Genomic DNA, 26365 nt, shown 5'->3' with positions numbered 1-26365 from the left:
TCCGGAGGGGCCGTCATGGCTTATCTGTTCCTCGCCCTCGCCATCGCCGCCGAGGTGCTGGCCACCAGCCTGCTCAAGTCGACCGAGGGGTTCACCAGGCTGTGGCCGACGCTCGGCTGCCTGGCCACGTACGCCGCCGCGTTCTACATGCTCACCCAGGCGCTGACGCGGGGGCTGGGCGTGGGCTTCTCCTACGCCGTGTGGTCGGGGCTGGGCACCACGCTGATCGTGGTCATCGGCGTCCTGTTCCTGAGCGAGCCGCTGAACTGGGCCAAGGTCATCGGCGTCGCGCTCGTGGTGGCCGGGGTGGTCACCCTCCAGCTCGGCGGTGCCCATTGAGCGCCGCGCGCAACCCGGCCGAGCGCCGCCGCCGCATCGTCGAAGCCGCCTGCGACCTGATCCCCGAGGTCGGGGTGGGCGGGCTGACGCACCGGCTGGTGGCCGCGCGGGCGGACGTCCCGCTGGGCGCCACGACGTACTACTTCAAGACGCTCGGCGACCTGGTCGCGGCCGCGCTGGAGGCGGCCGCCGAGCTGACCGCCGAGTGGCTGCGCCGCTGGGCGGGCGAGCTCGCCTCCGCCGCCGACGTGCCGGCCACGCTGGCCGCGCTCACCGCCGCCTACCTGCGCGAGCGCGACCGGATGGTGACGTGGAACGAGATGTACGCCGCCGCCGGGCACCGGCCCGAGCTGCGGCCGCTGGCCCGGGCGTGGAACGACGGCCTGACCGAGGTCCTGGCCGCGCACGTCGGCCCCGAGGCGGCGCGCCGGGCCGCTGTGTTCGTCGACGGCGCCGTCCTGCACGCGCTCGTCAACGACGACCCGCTCGACCAGGACGCCCTGGCCGGGGCCCTGGCCGCGCTCATGACTCAGCCGTAGAGCCGCTCCAGCCACGAACGCCAGGCCGGGCCCGGGTCGGCGGGGCCGCCGAACAGGTGGTGGGAGGCCACCATCGAGCCGCCCCGGCCCTGGATGAACCGGTAGAGGCCGGCGCCGGTGCGCACGCCGAGGGTCTGGGCGTTGGCGAAGTAGACGACGCCCGTCTGACCGGCGGGTTCCAGGAAGACCTTGTCGCCCGGCCGGGGGTCGCCGAGCTCCTCGTACAGGGTCCGCCAGGCGCGCGGCCAGTCAGTGACGGGCGGCCCGAACTCCGTGACCGGCGTGGCGGCCCGGCCGGCGAAATGGCCGAGGTATTCGACCAGCGTGGCGAAGAACAGCGCGAGGCCGGTGGACATCGCCTCGTACTCGCCCTCCCAGTCGTCGCCCGGCAGGAAGCCGCTGGTGACCAGGCGGACGGAGGTGCTGCCCCGGTCGCGGCCCTCGATCAGGAAGTCGTAGGCGACGAAGCGCCCGTCGGGGGCGGGCTCGGAGCCGTGCGTGAAGCGGTGCGGCGGGTCGGCCGTGGTGACGACGGAGCCGGGCAGGGCGGCGCCGCCGAAGGCGGTGCGGACCACGCCGCCGTCCACCTCGTTGCGGCCCATGAACCAGGCGTCGATGCCCGGCCCGGTGGCGATGGCCTCCCACACCTGCTCGGGCGTGGCCTCGACCAGGGCCTCCTGGGGGATCTGGAACTCGTGGCCCATGTCAGCCCTCCTTGACCGAGGGGTGCACGGCCAGGACCAGGCGGTGATCGCGGCCGCCCTCGGCCGATTCGTCATGATATTTCGCGACCAGGGTGGTGACGGCCTGGGTCAGCTCCTCGGCGAACGCCGCCCGGTCGGCCGCCGACGCGAACCGCACCTCGCCGTCGATGGCGAACGTGGCCACCCGTTTGCGCGCCTCGGTCGCGCCGGTGATGAGCGCGCCCACGTCGCGGACGAGCTGGGCGGCCAGCGCCAGCAGCCAGCGCGCCGACAGCCGGTCGGGCGACCGGGCCGGGTCGGGCTGCACGGCGGCCAGCGCCAGCGGCGAGATCACGAACGACGCGGCCTTGGCCTGCATCACCCGCTCGGTCACGTTGCCCTTCTTGCGCTCCTCGACGAGCTCGACCAGGCCGTGCTTCTCCAGCGTGCGCAGATGGTAGTTGACCTTCTGCCGGGCCAGGCCGACCTTGGCGGCCAGGGTCGTCGCCGAACCGGGCTCGACCAGCTCGGCGAGCAGCCTGGAGCGCATGGGGTCGAGCGACGCCTCGGCCGCCTCGGCGTCCTCGATCACTGCGACTTCGTGCATGGGGCCCACGATGGCACCGAAAAAATAAGTTGTCAAACGCCCGCATCGCGGAAGCGATCCTTCCGCATTGGTCACTACGGTGGCGGCATACGGAACGAAGGAGTGCGTAATGGTGGAGATGACGTGGCGTCAGGTCAGCGCCCGGCGGCTGGCCAGGGCTGGGCTGGCCGAGCCGGCCGCGGCGACGCCCGCCGAGATGGTCGCGGCCATGTGCGGGGCGCACGCGCAGGTGATGTCGGCGGCCGAGCTGTCGATCGCGCTCCGGCTGCGGGACGCCACGCGCGCGGACGTGCGGGCGGCGCTGTGGGAGGAGCGCAGCCTGGTCAAGACGCACGGGCCGCGCGGCACCGTGCACCTGCTGCCCGCCCGCGACCTGCCCGCGTGGACCGGGATGCTGTCCTCGCCGCCCGCCGGGAACGCCCTGTTCCCGGGCGAGAGGGGGATGACGGCCGAGCAGGTCGAGGAGGTGGTGGCGGCGATCGCGAAGTCGGTGGACGGCACGCACCTGACGATCGACGAGCTGAGCGACGCCGTGATCGCCGCCACCGGGCCGTGGGCGGGCGACCTGGTGATGCCGGCGTTCCAGGGCATGTGGCCGCGCTGGCGGCAGGCGCTGGGGGTGGCGGCGCACCGGGGCGCGTTCGTGTTCGGCCCGGCGCGGGGCCGCAAGGTCACCTACACCGCCCCGCCGGAGGGCTTCCGGCCCGCCGCCGGCGACGACGGGCCGCTGCGCGCCTTCCTCCACGCGTACGGGCCCGCGACCCCGGAGCAGTTCGCCCGCTGGCTGGGCGCGCCGAAGGCGTGGGCCGTCGCGCTGTTCGCCTCGGCGGGGCTGGAGGAGGTGTCGTTCGAGGGGTCCCCGGCGTGGGTGCTGCCCGGCGACACCGAGGTCCCGGCCGGTCCGCCGTCCGGGGTGCGGCTGCTGCCGTACTTCGACGCGTACGTGGTGGCGGGGCGGCCCAGGGAACTGCTGTACGCGGGGGCCGCGGCGGGGCGGGCGCTCTCGGGCGGGCAGGCGGGCAACTACCCGGTGCTGCTCGTGGACGGGCAGGTGGCCGGGGTGTGGCACCAGCGCCGCTCCGGGTCGCGGATCGACGTCACGGTGGAGCCGCTGCGCGAGCTGGACGCGGGCCGGCTCGGCGAGTTGCGCGAGCAGGTGGACCGGGTGGGTGCCATCCTGGAGGCCCGGGCGCGGCTCACCGTCGGCACGGTGACCGTCGGTCCGCACGCCTAGGCGCATTCTTGGCCCGTTTTTGGGCTTGAGGCCGGGCATCCGGCGGTACGCCCTCTGGGACAGCCCTGTGCGAGGAGTTCCGCGATGGCAGGCCAGCCGCATACCCGGGCCCGTCCCGCCTGCACCCGCCGCGCGCCGGCGAGGCCGCACGGAGGCCGCCGCGCGCCCGTGCCGGCCCACCGGCACCGGGCGCCCGCGCGGGCGTGCCGCGTGGCGCGCTCCCGGGCCTGGCGCTGCGTCTGGGATCCACCGCGCTCCGCCGGGGCGGCGCGACGGCCCGCCGCGATGCCGCCTTCTGTCGCGAGACCGTCCCGCGTGATGCGGCCGTACGCCCGCGCCGTCCGCGCGTGCGGGCGACCGGCAGCTCGGCGGCGGGTGACGGTACGCGTCCGAGCGGAAGGACGGTGCCGGCCACGGCGGCCGCGCAGGGGCGTCAGGCTGCCGCGCGATCGTTTACGAACCGGGCGGGGAGGCTCAGGCCGCCAGCCACTCCTTGACCCCCGAGCGCAGGCGTTCCTTGAGCTCGGGGCGGGCGAAGGAGGCGTCGATCCCGGCCAGGGCCAGCTCCGCCAGCACCTCGTCCCCGTACCCGAAGACCTCCCGGACCCGCGCGTACTCGGCGGCGAGCTCGCTCTCGCCGTCGGTGTTGAGCGTGACGGCGAGCCCCGCCTCGCGCAGCCGCGGCAGCGGGTGGGCGGCGAGCGAGGGGACGATGCCGAGCAGGACGTTGGACGTGGGGCACACCTCCAGCGGGACGCCCCGCTCGCGCAGCTCCGCCACCAGCGACGGATCCTCCAGCACGCGGATGCCGTGGCCCAGCCGCTCGGCGTGGCCCAGCGTGAGGGCCTCGCGGACGCTGGCGGGCCCGGCGAACTCGCCCGCGTGGTGCACCAGCCGCAGCCCGGCGTCCCTGGCCGCGTCGAACACCTCGGCGAACGGGGCCAGCGGATGGCTCTCGTCACCGGCCAGCCCGATGCCGATCACCGCGTCGTAGCGGCGGGCCAGCTCGAAGGTGGCCCACAGCCGTTCGACGGGCCTGCGGCGCGAGTGGTCGAGCAGCACGCGGCACTCGACGCCGTAGCGGGAGCCGCCCTCGGCCAGGCCGTCGAGCACCGCCTCCAGCGGCATCTCCGGCGCGCCGAGCCGCTCGCCGTGGGAGGCGGCGGTGAACGTGACCTCGGCGTAGCCGGTGCCCTGGGCGGCCTCGTCGGCGCAGAACTCCAGGGCGATCCGGCGGAAGTCGTCCGCGGTGCGCAGCAGCCCGCGCACCAGCGCCCGGCGGTCGGCGAACTCGCGGAAGCTCGAGAAGCCCCGCTCGGCCCCCTGCCCGGGCAGGGCCTCGCCGCCGAGGTCGCGCACGGTCTCCGGGCGTACGGTGCTCTCCAGGTGGACGTGCAGGTGGGCCTTGGGCAGCAGGCGTACGTCTCTCACGCGCGCCACCCTAGGACACCGGCGGTCAGCTCCTGCGGGTGACCCGGATCTTCGACTGCTTGTGCGGGGTGCGCTCCCAGTCGTCCATGAACACCGCGTCGAGCCCGTGCTGCCCGGCCAGCCGCACCAGCGTCTCGGTGCGGTAGTAGAAGTCCTCGCGCAGCACCTGGTGCTCCTTGCCCTCGGTGCGGTCGAAGGTGAAGTCGAACCAGCCGTCGGGCCGCATGATCCGCCCGACGTGGGCGAAGCACTCGTCGATCACCTCCAGCGGCGAGTGCGAGAAGACGCTGTGCGCGTGCACGACGTCGAAGTGCTCGTCCGGCAGGAACGCGAAGCGCAGGTCGCGGACCGGGGTGAGGTGCGGCAGCTTGTCGCGCAGGCCGTGGTCGGCGACGGTGTCCTGCGCGGCCATGAGGATGTCGGGCGAGATGTCGATGCCGTAGTAGTTGCCGGTGTGCAGGTAGTCGATGAACAGCCGGCCGGCCCGCAGGTTGCCGCAGCCGATCTCCAGCATCCGGCACTCGGGCTTGAGCCCGTGCTCCAGCAGGTAGTCGAACTGCATCTGGCCCAGGGCCAGCCAGCGCTTGTGCGTGTGGGAGCCGACCGCGCCCTCGGGGCTGCGCGCCGTGTCGGACCGCATGACCGCCCGGTAGTAGGAGATGTGGTCGCGGCTGTGCAGGCGCAGCCAGGTGTCGCGGGCCAGCCGCCGCAGGTGCGGGATCACCTTGTGCGGGTGCCTGAGCGCGTAGGACGCCTGGTGCGCCAGGCTCGAACGGGGGCGTGTCACGAGGGGCACCGCCAAAAGTCAGTGGACTGGGCCTTCATGATGGGAATGTAAGTCAGCTACCCGGCCGTGCCCTCGGCTCACGTGAAAATCTTGGATGCCCGTTTGCCCAGGCTTTCTGGGCGGCGGAGCGCCCGCTGGGAGTTCGATGCCACACGTCCGTTACGCGACCGCCGCCGCCCCGGCGCGGGGCGGCGAGCACCGCAACGAGGACTACGTCGTCGCCGGGCCGTCGTGGGTGGCGCTGTTCGACGGGGCGAGCGCGCCGCCCGGCGTCCCGTCCGGCTGCGTGCACGACGTCCGGTGGCTGGTGCGGGCGCTGGCCACCGGGGTGGCGGCGCGGATGGACGGCGGCGAGCCGCTGGCGGACGTGCTGGCCGGGGCGATCGCGGACGTGATGGCGCGGCACGCGGGCACCTGCGACCTGTCGAACCCCGATTCGCCGTCGGCCACGGCCGCGCTGGCCCGGCTGCGCGGCGACCGGCTCGACTACCTGGTGCTGTGCGACTCGGCGATCGGGTTGCGGGGGCGCGACGGCGGCGTGACGATGGTGCGCGACGACCGGCTCGACCGCCTGCCGGGCGGGCGGCCGTACTCGGTGGAGCTCGTGTCGTCGCTGCGCAACCGGCCGGGCGGCTTCTGGGTGGCGAGCACCTGCCCGTCGGCCGCCGCGCGGGCGCTGACCGGCACGGTCGAGGCCGCCGGGCTGAGCGGGGTCGCCCTGTTCACCGACGGCGTCACGCGGCTGGCCGACTGGTACGGGCGCGCCTGGGCGGACCTGGTCGAGGGGGCGCGGGAGCCGGAGGCGCTGATCGCCGAGGTGCGCCGCCTGGAGCGCGAGCGCGGCCCGGTCAGCGGCAAGCGCCACGACGACGCGACGGCGGCCTGGATGTCCGTGAGTGCTGTCCTGTGAGCCGGCCTGGGCCGACTCTGAGACGGCGGTCACAACCTGTCGTAGGCGTTGGGTAGCTTGAAGGGGAAGACGCGCTTTGGAGGTCGATGGCCCGCCCCTGTGACGCCCGATCCCGTCCGACCCGAGCGAGGAGATTGTCTTGACCCAAACAGCAGAGGCTCTCGAACTGGACGAAACCCCCGCTGACGGCGTGTCCGTCAGCGCCGATTCCGTCAAGACATACCTGAAGGAGATCGGGCGGGTGCCCCTCCTGACCGCCGATCAGGAGATCGAGCTGGCCAAGCGGATCGAGGCCGGGCTGTTCGCCAGGGAGCGCCTCGACACCGAGCCCGGCCTCGACCGCGAGCTGCGGGCCGACCTGGAGTGGATCGCCGACGACGGCGAGCGGGCCAAGCGCCGCATGCTGGAGGCCAACCTGCGGCTCGTGGTGTCGATCGCCAAGCGCTATACGGGCCGCGGCATGCTGTTCCTCGACCTGATCCAGGAAGGCAACCTGGGGCTGATCCGCACGATCGAGAAGTTCGACTACCGCCTGGGCTACAAGTTCTCCACCTACGCCACCTGGTGGATCAAGCAGGCGATCACCCGGGCGATGGCCGACCAGGCGCGGACGATCCGCATCCCGGTGCACATGGTCGAGCTGATCAACAAGGTGGCGCGGGCCCAGCGGCGCCTGCAGATCGACCTGGGCCGCGAGCCCACCCCCGAGGAGATCGCGGCCGAGACCGAGCTCGACCCGGCGCGGGTCGTCGAGGTGCAGGGCTACGGCCGCGAGCCGATCTCGCTGCACACGCCGCTGGGCGAGGAGGGCGACAGCGAGTTCGGCGACCTCATCGAGGACACCGAGGCGGTCTCCCCCGCCGACGCCGTCTCCTTCACGCTGCTCCAGCAGCAGTTGCGCGCCCTGCTCGACGAACTGTCGGAGCGGGAGGCGGGGGTGATCTCGATGCGTTACGGGCTGGTCGACGGCAAGCCGATGACGCTGGACGAGATCGGGCGCATCTACGGGGTGACGCGCGAGCGCATCCGCCAGATCGAGGCCAAGACGATGTCCAAGCTGCGTCACCCGTCACGGGCGATGGCGCTGCGCGACTACCTGGGCTGAGCCGCTACCGGGCCGCCGGCCGGTCCGGGCCGACGAGCAGGAGCGACTTGCCGATCGTGCGGCGCTCCTCCAGCGAGACGTGGGCGTCGCGGGCCCGCTCCAGCGGGAAGGTGGCGCCGATGACCGGGCGCAGGCGGCCCCGGGCGACCAGGTCGAGCGCCTCGGCGAGCCACGCCCTGGAGTCCGCCGGGTCGGGCGGCCCCGACGCGAGGGCGTTGACCGCGTCCACGCGGCGGCGCGCGGCCTCCTCGGCGTCGACCTCGGTGAACCCGCCGTCGGCGGTGCCGTAGCTGACGAACCGGCCGCCGTCGGCGACGGCCTCGAAAGCCGCGCGGCCGAGCCCGCCGCCCGCGCCGTCGAAGACGAGCCGGGCGCCGCCGCCGGTCAGGTCGCGGACGCGCTCCTGCCAGCCTTCCTCGCTGTAGTCGACGGCGTGCTCGGCGCCCAGCTCGCGGGCGAGGCCGAGCTTGCGCTCGCCCCGGGCGGCGGCGACGACGCGGGCTCCGGCGTCGCGGGCGAGCTGCACGAGCGTCGATCCGGCGCCTCCGGCGGCGGCGGTCACCAGCACCCACTCGTCCTTCTCCGGGGGTCCCAGCCGGGTGAGCATGAGCGCGGTGACGCCGTCGTGCAGGACGGCGGCCGCCTGCTCGAAGCTCACGTTCCCGGGCAGCTCGGTAAGCTCCTCGACGCCGGCGACGACCTGCTCGGCGTAGCCGCTGCCGAGGCTGGCGACGACGCGCCGGCCGGTCCAGCCCGGGTCCACGCCTTCGCCGGTGGACAGGACGGTGCCCGCGCCGCCGGTGCCGGGCACGTACGGGGGCGTCCTGGGGAACATCTCGACGCCCCAGCCTCGGCGCAGCAGGGTGTCGAGGTAGATGACGTCGGCGGCGGCCAGCCCGATGACGACCTGGCCGGGGCCGGCGACGGGGTCGGGCAGCTCGGTGGCGGCGAGCACGTCGGGTCCGCCGAATTCACGCGCCTGGATCGCACGCACAGGGATCACTCCTCGGAGTCGGTGTCCGTTTCGGTGGACCCAGCCTCCAACCTCAACTTTGGATGAGGTCAAGCGCGATCGCCGCGTCCTTCTCACCGGCGAAGGCCAGCAGCCGCTCCCCCTCGGCGGTCAGCTCCTCCATGACCGGGCCGGGCAGCGGCCGGAAAGGGCGCAAGGTCAGAGTGTCGTCCTTGAGGTCCCACATGCCCGCGACGACGCCGTCGACCAGGAACGTCGGGTGGATGACCGCGCCCACGCAGACGGCCTTGCGCCGCTCGGCGGTCATGAGCCGGGACCGGTCGGCGTAGGCGACGATCAGGTTGTCGAAGTACGGCAGGAACCGTACGGGCGCGGGTGTCTCAGGGTCGGCCAGCGGCGCGTCCGGCAGGTCGTACAGGACGCGCCCGTCCTCGTCGCGGTAGGCGCGCAGGTCCATCGCCTCGATCACCGGGCGCAGCCGGGTCAGCCCGGACCACGCCTGCACGTCCATGACGCCCGCCGGGCCGAAGGCGGCCAGGTAGCGGGTGACCAGGCGTTCCACCGGGGGCGCGGTGTCGAGGGGGCGGCCGAGCCACTCCTCGGCGAGCGTGAACGGGACGGCGCCGCCCCGGTTCCACTCGCCGCTGGGCGGGGTGTGGATCACGGGGAGGACGGCCTGGACGGTCCAGTTGAGCGCGAGCCGGTCGACGCCGGGCCAGCGTTCGGCGAGCAGGTCGCGCACCTGGGTGCGGGTGAGGGTGCGCCCCTTCAGGTGGGCCCGGGTCAGGTGGGCACGGGCCAGGCGGGCGAGCTCGTCGAGGTCGACGTCGCGCAGCGCGCCGCCGAAGGCGCCCCGCAGGCCGCGTGACAGGCGCGGCTGCAGGAGCGGGCGCAGCCACACGTAGTCGCCGGCCAGCGTCAGGTGCTGGGTGGCGCGCAGCAGCGACCCGCGCACGACCTGCCTGCTGTGGAGCAGGGAGGTGAGGTCGTCCTGGGTGAAGGACGACAGCCGCGACCAGAGGCCGTAGTAGGGCGGGTTGACGTCCTGCCCCTGGAGGGCGACCAGCCGTTCGACGGCCTGCGCGGGCGTCATGGTCGAGCGGGCGAGCAGGAGCTGGCGGTCGAGCGTCGTGCGGTTGAGCGTGCGACGGTCGAGTACGCGGCTGTTCGGCGTCATGACGCCCACGGTAGGGACTATCGCGGCAAGGGAGGTTCCGCGTTGAGGAGCTCGTCGAGGGCGGCGCGGAGGTCGGCGGCCAGCTCCCAGGCGTCGGGCACCATGTCGCGGTCTGTGATGACGCCGATGTCGAGCGAGCCGTCGTAGGAGAACGCGGTGATGTTGATGCCGCCGCTCACGTCGGTGATCACCGAGACCGGGTAGAGACTGAGCAGCCGCGCCCCGCACACGTACAGCGGGAACTGCGGCCCCGGCACGTTGGAGACGCCGACGTTGATGGGCGGCGCGGTCTGGCCGACGAGCTCGAACGCCGAGCGGGCGGCCAGCCCCATGAGGGCGGCGGGCATCGACTCGCTGAACTCGCGCAGCCAGCGGGCCGGCGACAGCGAGAACCGGTCCTTGATCCGCCGCATCGCCTGCCGCACCTGGGCCAGCCGGGCGGCGGGGTCCTCCAGGTGCACGCCGAGCGGCGCGGTCATGATCGCGACCTGGTTGCCGGGGGCCTCGTCGCCGGCGGCGCGCAGCGAGAGCGGGATGCCGGCGATCAGCGGCTGGCGCGGGACGCCGCCGTGCGCGGCCAGCCAGCGGCGCAGCGCGCCCGCGCACACGGCCATCACCACGTCGTTGACCGTGACGCCGAACGCCTTGCGCACCGCCTTGACCTCCTCCAGCGGCAGCGAGACGAACGAGAAGCGGCGGTGCCGGGAGACCGGGCCGCTGAACGGGGTGCGCGGCGCGGGCAGCACGGGCAGCTCCGGCGCCTGCCCGGTGCCGGCCGCCTTGCGGGCCAGCCGGGCGGCGACGCTGCTGCCGGGCAGCCACGACAGGACGGGGATCTCGTCCAGGTGCGGCACCGCCCGGGCGGCGAACCGCACCGCCTGCGCCGGGTTGCGGGCCATCCTGGCCAGGCCCCGCGCCAGCATCTCGGCGCGGGGCGGCAGCGGCGCGTCGGGCTCCGGCTCGCCCGAGGGCGGCGGCGCGGGCTCGGGGCCGAGGTCGAGCAGCGCGGCCAGCACGTCGGCGCCGCCGATCCCGTCGACGGCCGCGTGGTGGATCTTCGTGTAGAGGCCGGTGCGGCCGCCGGCCAGGCCGTGGATGAGGTAGATCTCCCACAGCGGCCGGCTGCGGTCCAGGCGGCGCGGGTGCAGCCGCGACACCTGCTCGGCGAGCTGCCGGTCGTCGCCGGGCGGCGGCAGGCCGATCTCGCGCACGTGGTAGTCGAGGTCGAGGTCGTCCTCGCGCACCCAGTACGGGTGGTCCAGGTCGAACGGGACGCGGGCGAGCTTGCGGCGCAGCGCGGGCACGTGCGGCAGCCGGGCCTCCAGCAGGGACTGCAGGCTCGCGCGGTCGAGAGGGCCGTCGAGCACGGCCAGGCCGGCGATGTTGGCGACGTTGGTCTCGGTCTCGAAGTGGAGGAATCCCGCGTCGAGGGCGGTCAGCTGGGCCATGTCAGTCCTCCGCGACTTCGAGCGTGCGCTGCGTGGCGTCGGGTTCGGCGAAGGCCAGCAGCGCCGTCGCCTCCTCCTCCAGGATGTCCGGCCGGTGCGGCGCGAACGGGGTGACGATCAGCCTGGCCTTCTTGCCCGAGCGCTTGATCTGCCACGTCCCGGCGGCGAACCCGTCGATCAGGTACGTGGCGCGTACCCGCAGGTTCTTGGTCGTGACCAGGCCCCGGTGCTCGTCGGCGACGATGCGCCTGCGGTCGGCGTGGCCGAGGACGAGCGTGTCGAAGTCGGGCAGGAACCGCACCGGGGCGGGGACGTCGCCGCCCGGCCGGGGCGCGTCCGGCAGGTCGTACAGGACCCTGCCGTCCTCGCCGGTCAGCACCTCCAGCCGGTCGCGCATGCCGTCCAGGACGGAGGCCAGGCCGCCCAGCCCGGACCACGCCTGGAGGTCGGCGGCGGTGGCGGGGCCGAAGGCGGCCAGGTAGCGCTCGGCGAACGCCTCCGCCGAGGGCGCCGGGTCGAGGGTGACGCCGGCCGGGGCGAAGGCGGGGTCGCGCGGGAAGCTCCACCGGTCCTGCGTCGGCACCATGACCAGCGGCATCAGCATGCGCACCGCGTAGCCGAGGTGCCGCTGGTCCGCCTCGGGGAACTCCTTGAGCAGCTTCGGCCGCAGCTCGTTGAACGTGTGCGGCCCCTCGGCGAGCAGCCGCGCGGCGGCGGCCACCACGGCGTCGGCGTCGACGCCCTCGAAGCGGCGGGCGGCGGCGGCCAGCACCGGGTGCAGCAGCGGCCGGAACGCGGCGTAGTCGCCGGCGGTCACCAGGTGCAGCGTGGCGCGGTGCAGCGTCGCGCGGACGAGCGTGCCGGCGTGCAGGTCGCGGTGCAGCTCGTCGCGGCCGAACCCGGCGAGCCGGGTCCACACGCCCAGGTACGGCGGGCGCGGCTCCTGCGCCTGGAGACCGGCCAGGCGGTGCACGACGTCGGCCGCGCTGCCCTCGTGGCGTCGCAGGAGGTGCTGGCGGGCCAGGGTGGCCCGGTTGAGGTCGCGCAGGCTGAGCATGAACACATCATGCCTTTCCCCATCGAAGCTGTACGAGCCGCCTACCCCGCTCTCGCCGACGGCCACGCGTATCTGGACGGCGCCGCCGGCACGCAGGTCCCTCAGCCGGTGATCGACGCCATCGCCGGGGCCTACCGAGGCGGCCTCGGCAACGCGGGCGGGGCGTTCCCCGCCGCCCGCCGCTCCGAGGCGATCGTGGCGGCCTGCCGCCAGGCCGTGGCCGACCTGGTCGGCGGGCACCCGGACGGGGTGATCCTGGGGCCCAACATGACGACGCTCACCTATCGGCTGGCCGGCGCGCTGTCACGCGGGTGGGGCCCCGGCGACGAGGTCGTGCTGTCGCGGCTGGACCACGACGCGAACGTGCGGCCGTGGACGACGACCGGCGCGACCGTCCGGTGGGCGGAGGTCGATCCGGTGACCGGCGAGCTGCCGGTGGAGCAGTACGCCCGGCTCATCGGGCCGCGCACCCGGCTGGTGGCGGTGACGGCGGCGGGCAACGTGCTCGGCACCCGGCCCGACGTGGCCGCGATCAGCGCGCTGGCGCACGAGGCGGGCGCGCTCACGTACGTCGACGGCGTGCACGCCACCGCGCACGGGCCGGTCGACATGCGGGCGCTCGGCGCCGACTTCTACGCGACCAGCGCCTACAAGTGGTCGGGGCCGCACGTCGGCGCGGTGGTCGCCGATCCGGCGCTGCTGGAGACGATCCGGCCGGACAAGCTGGCCCCCGCGCCGGACACGGTGCCGGACCGGTTCGAGCGCGGCACGGCGCCGTTCGCGGACCTGGCCGGGGTGAGCGCCGCCGTGGACCACCTGGCCGGCCTGGTGCCGGGCACGGGGACGCGGCGCGAGCGGCTGACCGCCTCGCTGGCCGCGGCGGAGGCGCACGAGATGGAGCTGTTCGCGGTGCTGCTGGCGGGCCTGGAGACGATGCCGCACGTCACCCTGTACGGCAAGCCGGCCCGGCGGACGGCCACCGCCTACTTCACCGTCGCCGGGCGCACCCCGCGCCAGGTGGCCGAGCATCTGGCGGCGCGCGGCGTGAACGTGTGGAACGGGCACAACTACGCCTGGGAGCTGACCGGCGTGCTCGGCATCCGCGAGAGCGGCGCGGTGCGGGTCGGGCTGGTCCACTACAACGACCGCCCGGACGTGGACCGGCTGCTGGAAGGGGTGGCCGAGCTGCGGTAGCCGCCGGGCGTCGTGCCGTACCACTGCTTGAACGCCAGGTGGAAGCCCACCGTGGAGCCGTAGCCGACGCGGTGGGCGACGGCGGCGTGCGGGAGCCGGGTGGCGGTGAGCAGCCTGGCGGCCTCGTGCATGCGGCGGGCGGTCAGGTGGCGCATGGGCGTCTCGCCGACGAGCTCGCGGAAGGTCGCGGCGAAGGCCGAGCGGGACAGCCCGGCCTCGGCGGCCAGTGTCTCGACGGTCCACGGCTCGGCGTAGCGGGTCTGCACGGCCAGCAGCGCGGCCCCGACGGCCGGGTGGCGCAGCGCCCGCAGAACGGGCGCACCCCCCGATGTGCCTTCCGGGCCGGGTTCGGGCTCGGCCAGGGCGGCGCGCAGGGCCAGGACGAAGGCGAGCTCGAAGGCGCGCACGGCCACCAGGGGGAGCCCCGGCTCGTCGCCGTCCCACTCCCGCGCCAGCCCGGCCAGCGTGCCCGCGAGCAGCGGCTGCCGGGCGACGGCGGCCCGGCCGAGCACGAGCACGGGCGGCAGCGCCCGGTAGAGCGGCGGGGCGGGCTCGTCGTAGTGCAGGCCGGCGCAGAGCATGGTGGTGGCCGGGCCGTCCCCGTCGATGCGGACGGCGCCGGTCGCGCCGGGGTCGCGGGCGGGCAGCAGGCTCTCCAGCGGGACGGCCGGGCGGCCGGGCGCGTCGGCGAGGCGGTGGGCGGCGCCGTGCGGGAACACGGCCAGGTCCCCGGCGGCGAGCCGGACCGGCGCGGGCAGCCCGGGCAGCTCCACGGCGCAGCCGCCGTCCTGGACGTAGTGGATCAGCGCGCACCGCTCCGCCGGGCCGGCCACGCCCCAGGGGGCGCGCACGGTCCAGCGGCTGTGGAAGACGGCCCGCAGGCGCAGGGGTGCCAGAAGCTCGCTCAGCAGATCCATCCGGACGATCCTTAAACAGCGGTGGAGGTCGCTTTATCGAGCGTATAGGGGATCGGCGCGAGGCTGGACCCATGAGATTCCTGGTGTTCGGCGCCACGGGCGCGCAGGGGGGCGCGGTGGCGCGCAGGCTGGTCGCGGAGGGGCACGCCGTGCGCGGCTTCGCCCGCACGGAGCGGGTCCCGGAGGGGGTGGAGGCGTTCGCGGGCGAGCTGGGGGACGCGGCGCGGGTGAAGGCGGCCTTCGACGGCGTCACGCACGCGTCGGTGACGCTGCCGCTGGTGTACGAGCCGGACCTGGTGCGCGCGTACACCCGCAACGTGATCGAGGGGGCACGGGCGGCCGGGGTGCGGCGGCTGGTGTTCGCCACGGGCAACCGGCTGCCGGACGCCGAGACGGGGGTGGCCGCGTTCGACACGCGGCGGGAGGCGGCGCGGGCGATGCTGGCGTCCGGGCTGCCGGTCGTGGTGCTGCGACCGGCGCTCTACCTGGACAACCTGCTCATGCCGGGCGTGCTGGAGGACGGGGTGCTGCGTTACCCGCTGCCGGGCGACCTGCCGGTGGCGTGGCTGAGCCATGCGGACCTGGGCGCGATCACGGTGGCGGCGCTGACGCGGGACGGCCTGGCGGGCGTGGTCGACGCGGGCGGCCCGGAGGCGGTGACGGGGGCCGAGCTGGCCGCCGCCGCCGGGGCCCGCTACGAGGAGCTGGACGTGGACGCGTTCGCCGCCGGGCTGGCCGGGGCGCTCGGCGCCGAGGTCGCCCGTGAGGTGGCGGCCACCTACCGCTGGATCGGCGCGGCCCGCCCGGCCGGGCTGTTCGCGGCCGATCCCTGGCACGGGCTGGCGCTGACGCCGCCGCGTGACTGGATGGTCGGCGCGGAGATCGTCCGGCATCACCGGGTGATCGAACGCTGGCTGGCCGGGACGGGCGGGTTCGAGGCGTTCGCGGAGGCGCACGCGCCGGACTTCACGCTGGTCACGCCCGACGGCCAGGCGCTGTCGCGGGAGCGGGTGCTGGCGGAGGTGGCGGCGGCGCGCGGGGCGGACCCGGGGCTGCGCGTGGAGATCCGCGACGCCCGCGTGGTGGCGGGGTCCGGGCCGCTGGTGGTGGCCGCCTACGAGGAGTGGCAGCGCGGGCGGGGCCGCCGGGCGACGGCGGTGCTGCGCCGCGAGGGCGGTGCCCTGCGCTGGGCGCACCTGCACGAGACCTGGATCGGCTGACCTCTCAGGCGGGGCCGGGCTCCAGCAGGCCGAACGCCACCCCGGCGGCGCGTACGGCCTCCGGCTCCAGCTCGGCCAGCGGCACGCCGTCGGCCAGCGCCCGCCAGTTGCGGCGGGCCAGCACCCGCTGGACGGCGAGCGCCTGCGCGGCCAGCAGGCTCGCGGTCAGCTCGTCGTACGGCCCCGTCAGCGCCTCGGCCAGCGTCCGCTCGTCGTGCTCGACGTACGTGGACACGCGCGCGCCCAGGCTCGGCGTGCCGAACACCATCCGGTGGAAGCCCATCACCTCCGGATGGTCGTTCAGTCCGGTGACGGGGTCGTGGCGGGCCAGGCCGTCGAGGAAGTGGCGGCGCAGGGCCGCGACCGGCGACTCGCCCGGCCCCCGCCCGCGCACCACGCGGGCCGGCTCGCCCCGGTGGTCGGCGATGCGGTGCAGGACCAGGTCCTCCTTGGTCGGGAAGTACTTGAACAGCGTCGGCTTGGACACCTGCGCCGCCGCCGCGATCTCGGTGACCGGCACCTCGTCGAAGCCGCGCGCCAGGAAGAGCCGGATGGCCGCCGAGGAGATGGCCTCACGCACCCGCTGCCGCTGCAGCTCCCGCAGTCCCGTCATGGGCCCACCCTACCAAAGTGTTAACCTGGTTAATCTATTAACCGAGTTAACGCCAGGAGGTGCCATGACCACACTCGACGAGGAGCGCAGGCACATCGAGCGCTGCGCCGCCGGGCTGCGCAGGATGCTCGACGCCGCCCGCGAGAACGTCGTCGTCGGCGAGACCGTCGCCGGGGACCGGTACAGCGCCGAACGGCTCGGCCGCCACCTGAAGAGCCTGGCCAAGCAGCTCGGCGAGGAGCCGGACGGGCCGCCGTTCTTCGGCCGGCTCGACTTCGGGCCGGGCTCGGCCGACCATCCCGGCCGCAGCTACCACCTCGGCAGGCGGCACATCAGCGGCGAGCACGGCGGCCCGCCGGTCGTCGTCGACTGGCGGGCGCCGGTCTCGCGCGCCTTCTACCGGGCGAGCGCCCGCGACCCGCAGGGCGTGGCCGTGCGCCGCCGGTTCGGCTGGTCCGGCACCACGCTCACCTCCTACGAGGACGAGCGGCTCGACCGGGGCGAGGAGCAACGCGACAGCCGCATCCTGGCCGCCGAGATCGAACGGCCGCGCGTCGGCCCCATGCGCGACATCGTCGCCACCATCCAGCCCGAGCAGGACGACCTGGTCAGGGCCGCCCTGTCCGAGTCGATCTGCGTGCAGGGCGCGCCCGGCACCGGCAAGACCGCCGTCGGCCTGCACCGGGCCGCGTTCCTGCTGTACGCGCACCGCCAGCGGCTGGAACGCGGCGGCGTGCTCGTGCTCGGCCCCAACCGGGCCTTCCTCGGCTACATCTCCGCCGTGCTGCCCGCGCTCGGCGAGATGGACGTCGAGCAGACCACGCTGGAGCGGCTGCTCGCCTCCGCCCCGGTGCGGGCCGCCGACAGCCCGGCCGCCGCGCTGGTCAAGCACGACGCCCGGATGGCCGAGGTGCTGCGCGAGGCCCTGTACGCGCGCGTACGCAAGCCGGTCGAGCCGCTGGCGGTGCCCGACGGCTCGGCCACCTGGCGGGTCGGCGAGGCCGAGCTGCGGCGGATCGTGGACGACACCCGCCGCGACGCGCTGCCGTACCTGACGGGCCGCGAGCGGGTCCGCGCCCGCGTGGTGGAGCTGGTGCGGCGGCAGGCCGAGGCGCGCGGGCTCAGCGCCACCGCCGCCTGGACCCGTAAGGCCGGGCGGGCGGTGACGCCGTTCCTTGACGCGGTGTGGCCGGCCGTGCGGCCGGAGGAGGTGCTGTTCGAGGTGCTGAGCGGCCGCTCCCCCGCCACCGCGCTGACGGACGCCGAACGGGCGGCCGTCACCTGGGAGCGCCCGCCGCGCGGCCACCGCGGCGCCCGCTGGACGGAGGCCGACCTGGTGCTGCTCGACGAGCTGGCCGGGCTGCTGGAACGGCCGCGCGGCTACGGCCACGTCATCGTGGACGAGGCGCAGGATCTGTCCCCGATGCAGTGCCGGGCCGTCGCCCGGCGCAGCGAGCACGGCTCGCTCACCGTGCTCGGCGACCTGGCGCAGGGCACCACCCCGTGGGCGGCCCGCTCCTGGGCCCGGCACCTGGAGCTCCTGGGCAAGCCGGACGGCCGGATCGTCGAGCTGACCACCGGCTACCGGGTGCCCGCCACGGTCGTCGAGCTGGCCAACCGGCTGCTGCCCGCGCTCGACGCCGACGTGCCCGTCACCCGCTCGCACCGCTCCGACGGCAGGCTGCGGCTGATCCGCGCCGACCCGCTGGAGAGCGGCGTGACGGCGGCGGCGCGGGAGGCGCTGGAGTTCGAGGGCTCGATCGGCGTGATCGCCGCCGACGACGCCGCCGAGAAGGTCACGGCGGCGCTGTGGGACGGCGGGCTCGACGTCGGCGGCCGGCTCGCCGTGGTGGCCGCGTCCACGGCCAAGGGGCTGGAGTACGACCACGTGGTCGTGTGCGAGCCCGCCGCCATCGCCGCGAGCGGGCCGCGCGGGCTCAACCTGCTGTACGTGGCGCTGACCCGGGCGGTGTCGCGGCTGGACGTCGTGCACGCCCTGCCGCTCCCCCGGCCGCTCGACAGCGCCCGCGCCCCGGGTGTGTGATGAGGGTCCCGTCCCTCCGAGGAGCGGCCATGGACGACCCGCTGCGGACCACGCAGGTTCTGTCGATCGCCGGGTTCGGGTGCGCGGCGGTCGCGCTGGTGTTCGTCCCGATCCTGTTCGGCCCGGCCGGGATCGTGCTGGGCCTGGTGGGGCACAGCCGGGGCGAGCGGCTCGGCAGGTGGGCGGCGGTCACGGCCGCCGTCGCGACGGCCGCCGGCATGGTTCTCGGCTACCTGCTGCTGCCGGCGTGAGATCCTGCCGGTGTGCTGCCCCCGATCGACGCCCTGCGTGAGCTGATCACCGCCCGGCTCGGCCGCTTCCCCAGGCGGGAGGTGCCGCCCGCCGCGGGCATCCGCCGCGCCGCCGTGACCGTGTGCGTGCTGGAGGACTCCGCGCGCGAGCCGTACACGATCCTCATCAGGCGGGCCCCGCACGGGCGCAACCCCGGCCAGTGGGCGCTGCCGGGCGGCCGGCTCGACGACGGCGAGCGGCCGGTGGAGGCGGCGCTGCGCGAACTGGCCGAGGAGACGGCGGTGACCGGGGTGGAGGTGGCCGGGCTGCTCGACGACTTCGTCACCGACTCCGGGTTCGTGATCACGCCGGTGGTGGCGTTCGGCGGCGCGCAGCAGCCGGTCGCCGACCCGCGCGAGGTCGCCTCCGCGCACGCCGTGCCGCTGGAGCGCTTACTCGCACCGGGCGTGCCGCGCTGGCGCGACGGGCTGCTGCAGATGCCGCTCGGGCCGTCGATCGTCGTGCACGCGCCGACCGGGGCCATCCTGTGGCAGTTCGCCGAGGTGGCGCTGCGCGGCCGGGAGACCCGCGTCCTCGACGTCGCCCAGCCCCACTGGACCCGCACCTGATCTCGCTATCCTGCCCGTCATGACGCTCGAGGGCATGGCTTACGGCAAGAACCACCTGCGCGGCCTGGCCAGGGGCGTGGGCGACATGGAGGAGGCCGTGCGGGACGTGGCCGTCCGCTACGAGCCCGTCACGAAGGCCGTCCGGGTCGCGCTCGGCGCCGACGAGTACGGCGACGCCTACTGGCAGGCCAGGGGCGAGCGGATGGCGGCCATCGGGACGGCGCTGGACCTGCTCTCCGACGCGATGGGCAGGCAGAGCGACGACCTCACGCGCTCCAGGGGCAACTACGCGGCCGGCGAGGACGCCAGCACCCTCCGCACCTGAGAGCGGACTGTCCGTCTACCGAGTAACCCTAATTCCGGGCAGCCCTTTTCTTTTTCTCACTCACTGGCGTCACAGGCAAACAAAACGTTACCAATATGCCGAAACAGGGATAGAGAATCGCTTGGCACCATGCCAGCGTTACCGCCCCCTTATATGCAATTTATGGTGATTTATCTCATATTGCTAGTTGATCTTGACTAACGGTAAAGATTGTTCGATATTTCGACCCACATCAGACTGAGGGTGTCAGTGAACAAGTTAGTCAGCTTCAGGAGAGCGGTGCGGCCTCCTGACCGCCGCCTTGCCGCCGCGACAGCGCTCACGATGGCCACATCACTGCTCGTGGCCGGAGCCACAGGGCCGGCAGCGGCTGAGCCGGAGCCTGCGGCCACGGCTGGGAGCGCTCCAACGAGCACGGCCTTCCCGCGTCCCGAAGATCCCGACGCTCCGTTGCGCGCCGCGGTCGCGGAGGCTCGCAAGTCAGGCAAACCGGTCGCCGTGGAAGCGGTTTACACGGAAGCTTCCCGGACCTGGGCCTATCCGGACGGCCACCTGTCGACCGAGTCGTACGCCGGCCCCACCCAGCTCAAGCAGGGCGACGGCTCGTGGGCCTGGCTGGACACCCAGTTGGTCGAGCAGGACGGCGTCCTCAAGCCCAAGGTGGCCAAGGCGAACGTCACGTTCTCACTCGGCGGTGCCGCGCCGTTCGCCTCGATGGAGCGTGACAAAGGCCAGAAGTTCGCTCTCACCTGGCCGACCCCGCTGCCCAAGCCGACTATCACCGGCAACGTCGCCGAGTACCGTGACGCGGCGGGTCCCAAAGCCGACCTGGTCGTGACGGCTCTCCCCACGGGATTCCGCCACGACGTGGTCCTGCGTGAGCGTCCGAAGGGGCCGGTCGAGTTCCGCATCCCGGTCGAGACCCGCGGGCTGACCTTCGCCGAGAAGAAGCAGGGCGGCCTGCGCCTGAGCGACGCCAAGGGCAAGGTCGTCGCCGAGGCCCCCGAACCTGTGATGTGGGACAACAGCGACCAGGTCCAGCAGAAGCCCGGCGGCGTCCAGCGGCGTGCGACGATCCCGACCCAGGTGATCGAGGAGGACGGCCAGAGCGTGCTGGTCCTCAAGCCGGACCCCGCGTGGCTCGCCGACCCGGCGACCACCTTCCCGGTGGTGGTCGACCCCACGTCGACCCTCACCGTGAAGACCGACACGCTGCTGAGCTCCCTGTGCGGTTACGGTGACCAGCCCGGATCCACGGTCCTGAAGATCGGCGGCCAGCGAGCCTCGTGCAACGGCACCGACGGGTTCGACTACTTCCGCTCGTACCTGAAGTTCGACGTCAGCACCTTCAAGGGCAAGCCGATCCACTCGGCCGCCATGCAGCTGTTCAAGTCCCGCCACCTGGCTTGCCACGTGCCAGGCGTCGGCAGTGCCCAGGGCATGATCTACGCCGGCCGTGTTCAGCACAGCTGGACCCCGGGCCGGATGACCTGGTCGAACAAGCCGGCCAACACCCTGGAGCCGACCGGCTCGCTGTGCTCGTCGGCCGCCACGCAGACGATGAGCTGGCCGGTCACCAACTGGGTCAAGCGCTGGGCCGGCGGAGCCGCCAACGACGGCATCGAACTGCGCGGCACCTCCGAGGACCTGGTGAACAGTTGGGACTCCTACTGGGCGGAGTTCCACTCCGCGGAGATGACCGGCACGGGCGCCACCCCGCCCAAGCTGATCGTCCAGTACTTCCTGCCCCCGGAAATTCCCACCGTCACCGCCGAATCGGTGGACAGCCTCGACGGCGAGCACGCCATCGTACGGGACAAGTCTGTCAAGGTGGGTTATTCGTCACGTTCGGTAGACGGCCGTAACCTCGACTACTACCTGTCGGTAATCGAGTCGACCGCGCCGCTACCCTCCTGGACCACCGGGGCCGGGGCGACAGGCGAGTGGAGCTTCAACGAGGGCACCGGCGGCCTCGATTCGAGTGGCCGAGGCCACGACCTCATCTTCACCTCCGGCACGTATTCAGAGGTCGCCGGCAAGCAGGGCAAGGCCATCCTCCTCAACGGAGGCCCGACCAAGTCCGCCTTGGCATCCGCCGAAGCGCCGGCGCTGACCACGGACAAGGATTTCTCCCTTGCCGGCTGGGTGAAGCTCGACACGCTCGCCAACAGCGTCGCGTTGCTCAACCAGAACGGGACCCGGAACAGCGCCGTCGAGGTGGGCTTCGACTACCTCACCAAGAAGTGGTACATGCGCATGCACCACGACGACAGCGCCTCGGCAGCCACGACTGTCACTTCTACCCCGGCGGCCCAGTCCGGCGTGTGGACGCACCTGGCGGGCACCTTCGACGCGGACTCCAAGAAGATGCGGCTGTACGTCAACGGCGCCCCCTCGGGTGAAGACGCCTTCGCCGGCACCCCGTGGGCGTCCACGGGCGCGTTCAATCTCAACGGGTCGAACCTGTACGGAGGCGCGAGCGGCAGCTCGACCAAGGCCAACTTCGACGAGGTACGCGTCTACGACCGGACGCTGAGCGAGACCGAGCTCAGCTGGATGACCTCGCTCACCCCGCCAACCAACGCCAACCTCCCGTCGGGCCAGGCCGCCTCGGTAACCTACGACGTGAGCAACGTGGACAGCTTCAAGATCTCGGTCCGGGCATGCCTGAACGGGATCAACCCGCCGTCCTGCAACGAAAGCCCGTACTACCGGATCACCACCGACTCACCGCTGCTGCCCACGGACACCGAGACCGGAATGGCCGACCCGACACAGCCGATCCTGTCAGGAATGGTCAACAGGCCCTCTGGCGGCCCGGTGACGGCTAAGTACTACCTGTATGACAACACGGGTGCGCCTGTAGGCTCTGTGCCGATCGGAACACGAACTCTCGACGGTGGCCAGCGGGCTTCTTTTCAGTTGCCTCCTGATTTAGTACAGATGGGCACGACTTACACCTGGCAGATGGCTGCCTGCGCAAGCGGCGAGAACGGGGAAGGAGAGATCTGCACCTCCAAAACTTCGCCGGCGTCTTTCGCAACTCCAGGCACGCCTCCGCCCCCGCCAGAAGAGGACATCCGACACCTGACGCTAAATAAAGACAATTTCATAATTAAGAGCGTCAAGACTGCTCCGGCAGCTTGTGATGGCAGGCCCTGCATGGTGGTCGACGACACGTCCATTCGAGTTGGCGGCAATGCTATCGGCAAGACCGTCGCTGCCATCGGATTCAGGCTAGACGAACTTCCAGATGGGGCCGCGGTGTCCGAAGGCATACTTCGTCTCGGCACGCCGACTTGCGCCACCGGCCTATGCCCTGCAGACGGAATCATCAAGGCGGCACCACTGAAGAGCCCGGTAACGAGCGAGAGTACGGGACCGGGACTGGAGGCCGACGTGGAGCCTGCCTCAACGCCGTACTCTCTCTCATTGGACAATGCCCAGGCGGACATCGCAGGCAGTGAATACCAGTGGCTGCTTCTAACCTCAGATATGGCTGAGGTTGTCTCCTTCGGAGAAGACAGCGCTGCCCAGCAGCCCACACTGGCGTTGAGATACATTCATCCGGGGCCGCCCAGCGGGGTCCTAAACCTGGTCACTCAAGCCGGCGACACGGGCGCGGTGGCTAGTTGGGGCCTTCCGGAGCGAACAGGCAGCCTTGCCATGCTCGATGCATACGACGTGGAAGTGAGCGATGCTGCGGGCACTGTGGTGAAGACCTTCGACGTCACTGACCCATACGCAGCAATCACTAATTTGACGAACGGCCAAACTTACACAGTGCGGGTGCGCGCAAAGACTCATTACGGCGTCAGCGCATGGGAAGCAGCCACAGTAACACCATTGCCCATCCCCCCGCCTCCAGCCGAAGACGCACCCAACCCATGCGTTCTAGAGTGGAACCAGCCCCAATCCACGGCTGCCGCTGAATCGGGAGCTCAGGAGTACATCGACCGTGTCATGGCGTACTATCGGGCTCAGGACCAAGTCCTTGAGGGCACGTCCGAAGACATTTGGGGAACTAGCAGCGGGAGGGCAAGCAGTCCGCTTGCCGCCAGCCTGTCACTGACGAACGCGTCACTCATTCGGGAGCGGGCGGTCACGGAGGCAGACGGCGCATCGCGCACTAACTCGGCGCTCGCCCTTAGAGACGTGGTGGTTCAGCGACTCTCAGATGGACAAGTCGGTGTCATGGCAAACGTGGACCGATCCTGGTCAACATCCGCAAGAAGTTCTCAGCCCCGCTCACAAACGCGAATAGAGGCCGATCAGGTAGAAGGAAGTGCGTATACTCTCGCGGTTCATGTGTTTGACCGTTGCGGAGGCATGTCAATCATACAAGTGCCAATCGATTTCAATCTGGATACGACAGACTTCTACGATCCGACCGTGATTTGCGGTTCATTGCCGCCGCAAGGAGTTACCCGGGCCACCACCGGAGAGTGGCCTAACTACTGCAAGGAGGAAGGCAGCACAAGCTCGTATCCCAGTGAATGCACTCGCAACGGCAACCGCTTCAGCGGCGAACACAGCTGCAAACATGCAATGGTCTCGAAATTTTGGTGGGTAAAGCTCGAAATGGGCGCCGACTGGGAGACCGCAGACGACTATTACGACCAGCCCGGCAGCGGCGGCTACCCACATAGGTGGAGCGCAACAAGGCACACGGCGTACATGAGTCTGTTCCCAATCCAAGGAGAGAAATTCAACTCGGATTGGGGAAAGACTCTCCGCACGCACGCGAGCATGAAAGTGGAAGACATCACTTGCTTCGGCCTGGCAGAAACCCAGTACAGCCACTCAGCTGGACTTACTGCGAGCGGCAGTGCAGAGCCGGCGAAAGTAGGAGGCTCTCTCCAAGTAGCCGCACAAGTCAACTGGTCCAAGACGGAGCGTGAGCAGTGCAGCAAATTCAAGTATGCACCAACAGACTTCGTCAATAACCCGAAAATCGCCCGACAGAGAGCACGCGTAGAAGGGCGCTGCGTAAGCCTGGACATATCTGTCTGCAACTTAAAGCAATACCATCGCGAGGTGATAGGAAACATAACTTTCAAGAAGGGAATCGTTCCACCACCGAAGTGGGATAACCTTAGCCTCTCTCTCACGTGCGACTACAGACGCGCTAAGGACTCGGCCGGCGTACTCGTTCAATGCGTGAACGGATGTACACGAGATGCAACAGAACCGCCATGGTCAAATGATTAACACAAAATGAGCGAGAACATCGCTACCTATTCAAACGTCTGATCGTGATGCCAGGCGAATCGCTCCGTCGAGCATCACGACGCAAGACACAAACTCGCCCTCCACGCCTCGATCTTCGTGATCGAGGCGTGGGGGGCTGAGTGGTCCGGCTCAAGGTCGAGTTCTGTGCTGCGGTCAGCACGCTGGCCCAGCTGTCGCGTCGGGTGGGCGGGGTTCCATGGGCCCGCGGATGTTTCCATTCTCGGTCGCAGGGATAGCTTGCATCTGGTCAGACCGGGGCTGAGAGGGCTTGCAGGCGGGTCAGGGCGGTCAGGATGTCACGGGCCCTGGGCCATCGGACGACGATGGGCAGACGCACGCGCCGACCAGTGCGGGCCAGTCAGCCTTTTCATCCTGTTAACGGCCTTCTTCGATGAGCTGCAGCACGAGGATCGCCTGCACGAGTGTGGTCGCGCGGTGCGGGCAGCAGCGCAGCTTGGTCAGTACCTTCCAGGCCTTCAAGGTTGCAACGGGCGCTCGCCTATGGCACAGATGCGGGCATGGGAGCGGTTGACCTCTCGCTGCCTGCGTGACAGCCATCGACGGTGGCGATGCTGCATGAACGATGCACGGATGGTGCCGCCCGCGCCTTGCTACCCCTTGTCGGCGAAGGTCTTGACGCCGGCGCTGGTCAGGGCATCGATCAGGCCGGCCTTCCGTGCGGCGGTGATGTCGTGGACGGCGCCCGGAATCGCTGGCGAGGCCCACACCAGTCGGCGCGCTGGATCGGCCGGCAGCCGCACGTTCGTCCCGTGCTGTTTTGTTTGCCTCTGTAGTACAGCCGTTCGTCGGCGAGGCGATCGATGGGGATGAGTGTGCCATCCAGGATGGCGTAGGCCAACCGGGCGGCTCGTGCGGTGGCGGCGTGTACGTCGTCGGCCAGGACGCCCACAAGTTCCACAGTTTCGCGGACGTAGCGCCAGGCGGTGGTGGTGCCGATGGCGAAGCCGTCGATCAGGCGCGCGTGGGTGTCGCCATTGAGCAGGTGGCCAGGACCAGTAGCGCCTGCTGGGCCGGAGCTAACCGCCGCGACCGGCAGCCTCGTTCGGCCCCCTGGGGTGCGGATAAGCTTGGCCAGCCGGATCAGGGTGTGGTTGGACAGCGGAATCGAGGCACGATAAGACAGCAACGAGGCTCCCGGTTGGGGCATCGGATCTTGGTCGAGTGCTGTCTTCCCGGGGGCCTCTTCTCATGCAACCGGTCCAGGCGCCGCCCCTGCTGGCGATCAGGTTGGAAAAGCCTTAGTCTTCCCGCCACGGTGGACAGTCGCAGGCGCAGACGCTTGGACTCGTAGCTGTGAGCAGCGATGCCGGGCAGGGCCAGCATCGGAATTCAGGCCAAGAGTTCGCCGGGCAACGCGACGGGTTCGCACCAGATCTGGTTGCAGGCGAAGTGGTGCAGGGCAGCAACGCAATTTAGCGCCGGGCCGTCCGCTCGTGAGCTCACGAGGCCAGCGAGGCGTCGCTTGAACATCTAGCCCATCGGTTCCCACTCCGCTTCCGCAGCGGCGATCGATGGCAACCAGCATCTGATCGCAGACCTCCCGAGCGTGACCCGAGGCTCTGAGCCTCCGTGACGATTTCAGAGGATTCGCGGGAGTCGGGTGAGGGTCTGTGAGCTGGGCGTCCTTGGCGCCGGCCGGTCGCTGCGGA

Annotated in this window: 21 protein-coding genes and 2 pseudogenes; 12 read left to right on the top strand and 11 right to left on the bottom strand. The window is 71.8% G+C overall.

The features are described 5' to 3' along the window. Positions 1 to 15: 15 nt before the first annotated feature. On the top strand, positions 16 to 339 hold the full coding sequence (locus KME80_RS22775; protein WP_219508125.1) for a DMT family transporter: 324 nt from the start codon (positions 16 to 18) through the stop codon (positions 337 to 339). Beyond that, entirely contained in the window at positions 336 to 878 is a 543-nt protein-coding gene (locus KME80_RS22770) for a TetR/AcrR family transcriptional regulator (protein ID WP_219508123.1), read from the top strand. Before KME80_RS22775 ends, KME80_RS22770 begins: the two co-directional genes overlap by 4 nt. Here the strand turns inward: KME80_RS22770 and KME80_RS22765 are convergent. Then, positions 869 to 1582: an SRPBCC family protein gene (locus KME80_RS22765; protein ID WP_219508122.1), complete on the bottom strand. Its 714-nt coding sequence runs from the start codon at positions 1580 to 1582 to the stop codon at positions 869 to 871. The two genes, KME80_RS22770 and KME80_RS22765, sit on opposite strands and share 10 nt — an antisense overlap. A 1-nt stretch (position 1583) precedes the next feature. Beyond that, positions 1584 to 2168 (bottom strand): ArsR/SmtB family transcription factor, encoded by a 585-nt coding sequence (locus KME80_RS22760; RefSeq protein WP_219508120.1) that lies wholly within the window; start codon positions 2166 to 2168, stop codon positions 1584 to 1586. Between the two features lie 109 nt (positions 2169 to 2277). Between KME80_RS22760 and KME80_RS22755 the strand changes: the two genes are divergently transcribed. Then, entirely contained in the window at positions 2278 to 3402 is a 1125-nt protein-coding gene (locus KME80_RS22755) for a winged helix DNA-binding domain-containing protein (protein WP_219508119.1), read from the top strand. A gap of 474 nt (positions 3403 to 3876) precedes the next feature. Here the strand turns inward: KME80_RS22755 and add are convergent, their stop codons facing one another. After that, a complete protein-coding gene (gene add, locus KME80_RS22750) occupies positions 3877 to 4833 on the bottom strand; it encodes an adenosine deaminase (RefSeq protein WP_219508117.1) in 957 nt (318 codons plus the stop codon). Between the two features lie 25 nt (positions 4834 to 4858). After that, on the bottom strand, positions 4859 to 5620 hold the full coding sequence (locus KME80_RS22745; RefSeq protein WP_219508115.1) for a class I SAM-dependent DNA methyltransferase: 762 nt from the start codon (positions 5618 to 5620) through the stop codon (positions 4859 to 4861). A 145-nt stretch (positions 5621 to 5765) separates the two neighbouring features. Between KME80_RS22745 and KME80_RS22740 the strand changes: the two genes are divergently transcribed. Together KME80_RS22740 and KME80_RS22735 are read left to right on the top strand one after the other, a co-directional pair. Continuing rightward, a complete protein-coding gene (locus KME80_RS22740) occupies positions 5766 to 6530 on the top strand; it encodes a protein phosphatase 2C domain-containing protein (protein ID WP_219508114.1) in 765 nt (254 codons plus the stop codon). A 112-nt stretch (positions 6531 to 6642) separates the two neighbouring features. Next, positions 6643 to 7635: pseudogene (locus tag KME80_RS22735) on the top strand (RNA polymerase sigma factor); the annotation flags it as partial. Between the two features lie 4 nt (positions 7636 to 7639). Here KME80_RS22735 and KME80_RS22730 read toward each other — a convergent pair. Genes KME80_RS22730 through KME80_RS22715 form a run of 4 tightly spaced genes read right to left on the bottom strand, consistent with a single transcriptional unit; the run spans position 7640 to position 12290 of the window. Next, positions 7640 to 8629 carry a zinc-binding dehydrogenase gene (locus tag KME80_RS22730; RefSeq protein ID WP_219508111.1) on the bottom strand — a complete coding sequence of 330 codons (990 nt, stop codon included), beginning with the start codon at positions 8627 to 8629 and terminating at the stop codon, positions 7640 to 7642. A gap of 52 nt (positions 8630 to 8681) precedes the next feature. After that, entirely contained in the window at positions 8682 to 9785 is a 1104-nt protein-coding gene (locus KME80_RS22725) for a winged helix DNA-binding domain-containing protein (RefSeq protein WP_219508109.1), read from the bottom strand. A 17-nt stretch (positions 9786 to 9802) separates the two neighbouring features. Then, positions 9803 to 11233 (bottom strand): WS/DGAT/MGAT family O-acyltransferase, encoded by a 1431-nt coding sequence (locus tag KME80_RS22720; protein WP_219508107.1) that lies wholly within the window; start codon positions 11231 to 11233, stop codon positions 9803 to 9805. Between the two features lies 1 nt (position 11234). Further along, a complete protein-coding gene (locus KME80_RS22715) occupies positions 11235 to 12290 on the bottom strand; it encodes a winged helix DNA-binding domain-containing protein (RefSeq protein ID WP_219508106.1) in 1056 nt (351 codons plus the stop codon). A gap of 9 nt (positions 12291 to 12299) precedes the next feature. Between KME80_RS22715 and KME80_RS22710 the strand changes: the two genes are divergently transcribed. Next, positions 12300 to 13484: a cysteine desulfurase-like protein gene (locus KME80_RS22710; RefSeq protein ID WP_219508105.1), complete on the top strand. Its 1185-nt coding sequence runs from the start codon at positions 12300 to 12302 to the stop codon at positions 13482 to 13484. Here KME80_RS22710 and KME80_RS22705 read toward each other — a convergent pair. Further along, positions 13427 to 14401: an AraC family transcriptional regulator gene (locus KME80_RS22705; RefSeq protein WP_219508104.1), complete on the bottom strand. Its 975-nt coding sequence runs from the start codon at positions 14399 to 14401 to the stop codon at positions 13427 to 13429. The genes KME80_RS22710 and KME80_RS22705 overlap by 58 nt on opposite strands. 71 nt (positions 14402 to 14472) lie before the next feature. Here KME80_RS22705 and KME80_RS50575 point away from each other — a divergent pair, with 71 nt between their 5' ends. Continuing rightward, a complete protein-coding gene (locus KME80_RS50575; protein WP_246645467.1) occupies positions 14473 to 15621 on the top strand; it encodes an NmrA family NAD(P)-binding protein in 1149 nt (382 codons plus the stop codon). Positions 15622 to 15625: 4 nt separating this feature from the next. Here the strand turns inward: KME80_RS50575 and KME80_RS22690 are convergent, their stop codons facing one another. Then, entirely contained in the window at positions 15626 to 16234 is a 609-nt protein-coding gene (locus KME80_RS22690) for a TetR/AcrR family transcriptional regulator (RefSeq protein ID WP_219508102.1), read from the bottom strand. Positions 16235 to 16298: 64 nt separating this feature from the next. Here KME80_RS22690 and KME80_RS22685 point away from each other — a divergent pair, with 64 nt between their 5' ends. From KME80_RS22685 to KME80_RS22665, 5 genes are all read left to right on the top strand, one after another. Then, positions 16299 to 18278, top strand: a complete 1980-nt coding sequence (locus KME80_RS22685) for a HelD family protein (protein WP_219508100.1) — start codon at positions 16299 to 16301, stop codon at positions 18276 to 18278. 29 nt (positions 18279 to 18307) lie between these two features. Beyond that, positions 18308 to 18529 carry a hypothetical protein gene (locus KME80_RS22680; RefSeq protein ID WP_219508098.1) on the top strand — a complete coding sequence of 74 codons (222 nt, stop codon included), beginning with the start codon at positions 18308 to 18310 and terminating at the stop codon, positions 18527 to 18529. Positions 18530 to 18541: 12 nt separating this feature from the next. Next, the gene (locus KME80_RS22675) at positions 18542 to 19138 is read left to right on the top strand and encodes an NUDIX hydrolase (protein ID WP_219508096.1); all 597 of its coding nucleotides are present in this window, start codon (positions 18542 to 18544) and stop codon (positions 19136 to 19138) included. 19 nt (positions 19139 to 19157) lie between these two features. Next, complete coding sequence (locus tag KME80_RS22670) at positions 19158 to 19463, top strand: hypothetical protein (protein ID WP_219508094.1); 306 nt, start codon at positions 19158 to 19160, stop codon at positions 19461 to 19463. A 498-nt stretch (positions 19464 to 19961) separates the two neighbouring features. Next, entirely contained in the window at positions 19962 to 24674 is a 4713-nt protein-coding gene (locus KME80_RS22665) for a LamG-like jellyroll fold domain-containing protein (RefSeq protein WP_219508092.1), read from the top strand. A gap of 396 nt (positions 24675 to 25070) precedes the next feature. On the opposite strand, the pseudogene KME80_RS22660 reads toward KME80_RS22665, so the two are convergent. Next, positions 25071 to 25842 (bottom strand): annotated as a pseudogene (locus KME80_RS22660) (transposase family protein). Positions 25843 to 26365 lie beyond the last annotated feature (523 nt).

This window comes from Nonomuraea ceibae (assembly GCF_019396325.1).
Taxonomy (GTDB): domain Bacteria; phylum Actinomycetota; class Actinomycetes; order Streptosporangiales; family Streptosporangiaceae; genus Nonomuraea; species Nonomuraea ceibae.
Note: the sequence above shows the minus strand (reverse complement) of the source record. Positions and strands in the feature narration are given on the sequence as shown.